General features: G+C 56.7%; 5 protein-coding genes and 1 pseudogene. 5 read left to right on the top strand and 1 reads right to left on the bottom strand.

The genetic code is table 11. The features are described 5' to 3' along the window. Nucleotides 1-270: 270 nt before the first annotated feature. The 4 genes from A7D17_RS24715 to A7D17_RS18115 are packed head-to-tail and all read left to right on the top strand — an operon-like array spanning nt 271 to nt 3,259. Complete coding sequence (locus A7D17_RS24715; protein WP_204377369.1) at nt 271-447, top strand: hypothetical protein; 177 nt, start codon at nt 271-273, stop codon at nt 445-447. Beyond that, complete coding sequence (locus tag A7D17_RS24980) at nt 444-1,586, top strand: hypothetical protein (protein WP_239692247.1); 1,143 nt, start codon at nt 444-446, stop codon at nt 1,584-1,586. Before A7D17_RS24715 ends, A7D17_RS24980 begins: the two co-directional genes overlap by 4 nt. Then, entirely contained in the window at nt 1,579-2,775 is a 1,197-nt protein-coding gene (locus A7D17_RS24975; protein ID WP_239692246.1) for a hypothetical protein, read from the top strand. The genes A7D17_RS24980 and A7D17_RS24975 overlap by 8 nt, the downstream gene beginning before the upstream one ends. Then, a complete protein-coding gene (locus A7D17_RS18115) occupies nt 2,768-3,259 on the top strand; it encodes a hypothetical protein (protein WP_064510375.1) in 492 nt (163 codons plus the stop codon). Before A7D17_RS24975 ends, A7D17_RS18115 begins: the two co-directional genes overlap by 8 nt. Nucleotides 3,260-3,366: 107 nt before the next feature. Here the strand turns inward: A7D17_RS18115 and A7D17_RS24970 are convergent. Next, nucleotides 3,367-3,571, bottom strand: a pseudogene (locus tag A7D17_RS24970) (IS5/IS1182 family transposase); the annotation flags it as partial. A 194-nt stretch (nt 3,572-3,765) separates the two neighbouring features. Here A7D17_RS24970 and A7D17_RS18110 point away from each other — a divergent pair. Then, the coding region (locus A7D17_RS18110; RefSeq protein WP_153041977.1) for a transposase at nt 3,766-3,979 on the top strand (214 nt) is incomplete at its 3' end.

Raw genomic sequence — 3,979 nt, 5'->3', positions numbered from 1 at the left:
CGCGCCGTGTCTGCTTGCGCTTGCCGTTGTACTCCGCGTCGCCAAAGCTCAGCTGCATCGAGATCGTCCGCTCGGTTCGTTGATCCATTGTGGCAGTATCAGATGGAGTTGTTCAGACCTTCCCTAGATGAACTCGCTCAATTGAAAGAGTCCCAGCAGATCGGCGGGGCGCCACATGGTGTGCCGATCGCCGGAATCGGTGGGTGCACATCCGGGCAGGCTATATGCCCCTACAACCCAATATTGTCCTGCTACGGCTGCAGAAAGTTCATGCCGATTCACGACATTCAGATGCATTCTAAAGTTTTAGCCGATTTTCGCGGTGTGGCGCGTTTCTTCCATGACTCATCTCGTGGCGACGCAGCTTCGCCGGCCTATCTACAGCTCGAACGAACGATCGCTGAGGTTCAGACAGTGGTCGCTGAGCTCGAAGGTACGCCGTCTTGAATCCTCATTTCTTAGCTTTCATCCAGCTGGGAAAGGAGTTGGCCGCAGCGCACGGAGTTTCCTGGGAAATTCCGCTGGACCAGAGTGGAACAGCAATTAAAGGGCACGAATGGGACCTGACTGCGCTAGCAGGAGGCGTCGCTCCCAAACATCGCTTGCGCCACTTCAGCTCGGATGGTTCGGCACTCGATGCTCTCAATGCCATGCGCGTCTCCAGCGGTCAGTCCCCCCTACCCCACAGAACGCTGTCGACCGCTTGGCAGGACCTCATCAAAGCTGTGGTTATGGACCAGCTGTTTGTTCGTCGAAACTCGTTCGGTCACGTCGCCAGCAACGTCGCGCGACCCTTGCGGGTGATCGCTACGTGTGCGGCAGACATTGAACCGTGGAACGTCACCGTGGACGAGATAGCTGTTTCCGTACGTACCGGCAACAGCATTCAGGCATCGGGCAAGCTTGGCGATTTGATCGCGGGGCTGATCAAGGTTTTATTTGATACGAACCACTTGGCCGACGCAGGACCGCTCTACTCTGCCCTCGCCGCTACACGCCTCCAATCACGAACCACTCGACGTTCAAAGTTTCTCAACTCTACTGCAGAGATTCGGGACAACCTGGAAGATCGGAAGCGCGCTGAATGCCTGCCGGAACGTCGCGCATTCTGGGAGCTTGTCAGGATCGTCATGACCGAGCAACCTTTGACCTTCATGAATGAACTGCGCTTTGCAGCCATTCGCATCATGATTTTGACGGGATTTCGAATCGGAGAGGCCACACTTCTCCCCGCCGAATGGCGCACCGATCGGCACTACTACGCCTCAAGTCGGCGGCCCGCCGGGGAGTTAGGCGGATACTCCCAATCGCTCATGATCCGGCACTTCGCCGAAAAGCAGCAGGCAAAAAACGCCGACAGCAAGGTGCTCATCGACAAGACTCACTACGTTCCCCAGATGTTCGAGGAGATCGTGAGTGAGACCATGGCCCGTGCTGCGGCAATCACTAACCCGCTACGGAACACGCTGAGGAAGCAGACTGAAACAGGGCGCGTTTTGCCAGACTTTGCGCTCAGTGAGCTGGTCCCTATCACGCAAATTTACACTCGCCTCACTGGAAACGCGTTCTGGATTAGATATGAATGAGGGGCAAAAGCAGTCTTGGATCCAAAAGTGCCGTCAAAATTACTCGGCCGAGTGCTTCAACGATCTCCAGAAGGCGCAGGAACAAATAAGTGCTAATTCCTCCGGTCAAATGAGCGCGACCGCTCGCATGTACTTCCGCCGGATGACTGCAACTGACGGAAATGGTCCCTCATTGGCACTAAAAAATGCTGGTGGCACTGCTATCTCGTTTAAGGGCGTGCGTGATCTGAGCAATGTCTTTGTAAAGATCGGAGATCTCGAAGATCACCTTCGTATCGCAGGCGCTTCGAAACTGCCCGATACCGACCTTTTCAGCCTGACTGATCGCAGCTTTAATTCCTGGGAGTTTATTTTCCTTCACCCGAAGCGCTCCTTGGCTGAGGAGCGCAATGACGGTATTTGCGATATCAGCAGGTACGTTGCTGTAGGCCGCCCGGATACCACTTTGGTAAGCCAAGCACTTGGCGATCAAAAAGGCGCCGTCACATTGTTTGAGCGCTATGGGCAAACCGAAGCCGACAAATCCTTAGTGCTCACCTCCCACACCCTGCGCCATCTTCAAAATACCGAGCTCTTCCGCCTGAGCGTTGCGGATACCATCATTTCCAAGCGCTTCAATCGCCGCAGCGTGGCCCAAAGCTACGAATACGATCATCGCAGCCTGGCGGAAGAGCTGGATCAACTTGAACTGCCTGCCGAAATAGAAAGGGCGCTTGGCGAGAAGGCCAGCACTGTTGCGAAGATGATCCAATCCGGCAAGGCCAGCGGCCCGATCATAGAGGCGTTCAAACAGATCCAGATCAGTGAGGGCGATACCGCCGCGTTCGAGTTTCTGAAGGTCGAAGCCGACGGCTTTCATGCGACTCCTTACGGACACTGCTTGAACAGTTTTACCGTCGACCCATGTCCGAAGCATCTGGAATGCTTCTCGGGCTGTCGCCACCTTTCGGCGACCAACTTGCCTGAGAATCGCCGGCATCTGCAAACGCTCGAACTCAAGCTGGTTGCAGCGGTCGAGACCGCGGAAGCTAGACCATCAAGGAGCATCGGCCGCACCAACCAGATTCAACATGCGAAGATCCGGCTCGACGGTGTGCGAACGCTCCTGGCTACCCAGCAGGGCGAAAAGCCATTCCCCCATGGCCCCGACCTCTCTCTTCCTCGCTACAAGGGAGTAATGGATGGATAACGACAGCTTGGAACAATCCGCATCCGATCTCGTTGCTGACACCGAGATGCGCCAAGTGTTGGACGACCTGCTCGCCCGCGACGAGGACATCACGGCGCGAGCAGTTGCACGCTTGCATCCGCGCATCAATGCCGCGTCATCAATCACTCGCAGCAAAGATCGCAGCAGCCTCCTGGCCAAGTACCAAGAGCGGCAAGCAGAGTTCCGCCGTTGGCGTGGCAGGCCGGGCAAGCTATCTGGTGTCGCCGCCGCCAGCGCATTGGCGGATCGCGATGTGCGCATTGCCGAGCTCGAATCCCAAGTCGCCTTGCTAACGGCATCCCACGTCGCGATGATCCGCGCCGTCGGAGAACTGGGCGGCTTCAGCAAGTGGGCGCAATTCTACGAGTTTTACCGCGGCTCAAGGGATCAGTTGGCGCAGCTTGGGGCCTTGCCGGAAGCGAAGATAGATCCACTACCACCGGGCAAGCCTAAGAGCAGCTAAAAAATTCAGGAATAAGCCGTAAGCAGGCGATAGCGCAGGCAAGCGAGGGCAACGCCAAGTGGATGCACCAAAGGGGCGCCGTTGCGACGGGTTTGGCGCCGACCGTGGGTGGCCACACTGGCAGCACCCAGACCTGCTCGGCCCAGATCCAGCTTTTGGTCGCAATGTAGCTCCAGCAATCCCTGATGCAGACGATGCCACGTACCGGAGGCCTTCCGATCATGCAACCAGCGCCAGCTGGTCATGACGCTACCATAGTCTAGCTCCACACACAGGTTCCCACGGCACGCCCGTGCGCAAAATATAGACGATATTTGCCCGGAGGCATCGTTAACAGCGTACGGGCCAGCTGTGCTCTACCTTAGAAGTTGCCGCAGCCCCTCCCGAGTTTACTCAACCTATAGCCCAGCCGCAGCCAGCAGATCGGACGGCTTGAGGCCTAGTCCATCGGCAAGTCTAACTAGGGCGTGTTAACACTAATGAGATAAGCGATTAAACTATCTGGCATGGAGATCACGCCCGCACAATTTGCCCTCATTGAACATTGCTTACCTGCGCAGCGCGGCAATGTCAGCATGACCAACCTGCAGATGGTCAACGCCATCCTTTACGTCGCAGAGCATGGCTGCAAATGGCGGGGCCTGCCCAAGCGCTTTGGCAACTGGCACACGGTCTATACACGCATGAACCGTTGGGCCAAGGCCGGTGTGCTCGACCGGA

The organism is Xanthomonas floridensis (assembly GCF_001642575.1).
Classification (GTDB): Bacteria; Pseudomonadota; Gammaproteobacteria; order Xanthomonadales; family Xanthomonadaceae; genus Xanthomonas; species Xanthomonas floridensis.
Note: the sequence above shows the minus strand (reverse complement) of the source record. Positions and strands in the feature narration are given on the sequence as shown.

Excerpts from the sequence above, each read along its gene's own strand:
- A7D17_RS24975 (WP_239692246.1), top strand. The coding sequence starts at position 1,579 with ATGAATGAGGGGCAAAAGCAGTCTTGGATCCAAAAGTGCCGTCAAAAT.
- A7D17_RS18115 (WP_064510375.1), top strand. The coding sequence starts at position 2,768 with ATGGATAACGACAGCTTGGAACAATCCGCATCCGATCTCGTTGCTGAC.
- A7D17_RS24715 (WP_204377369.1), top strand. The coding sequence starts at position 271 with ATGCCGATTCACGACATTCAGATGCATTCTAAAGTTTTAGCCGATTTT.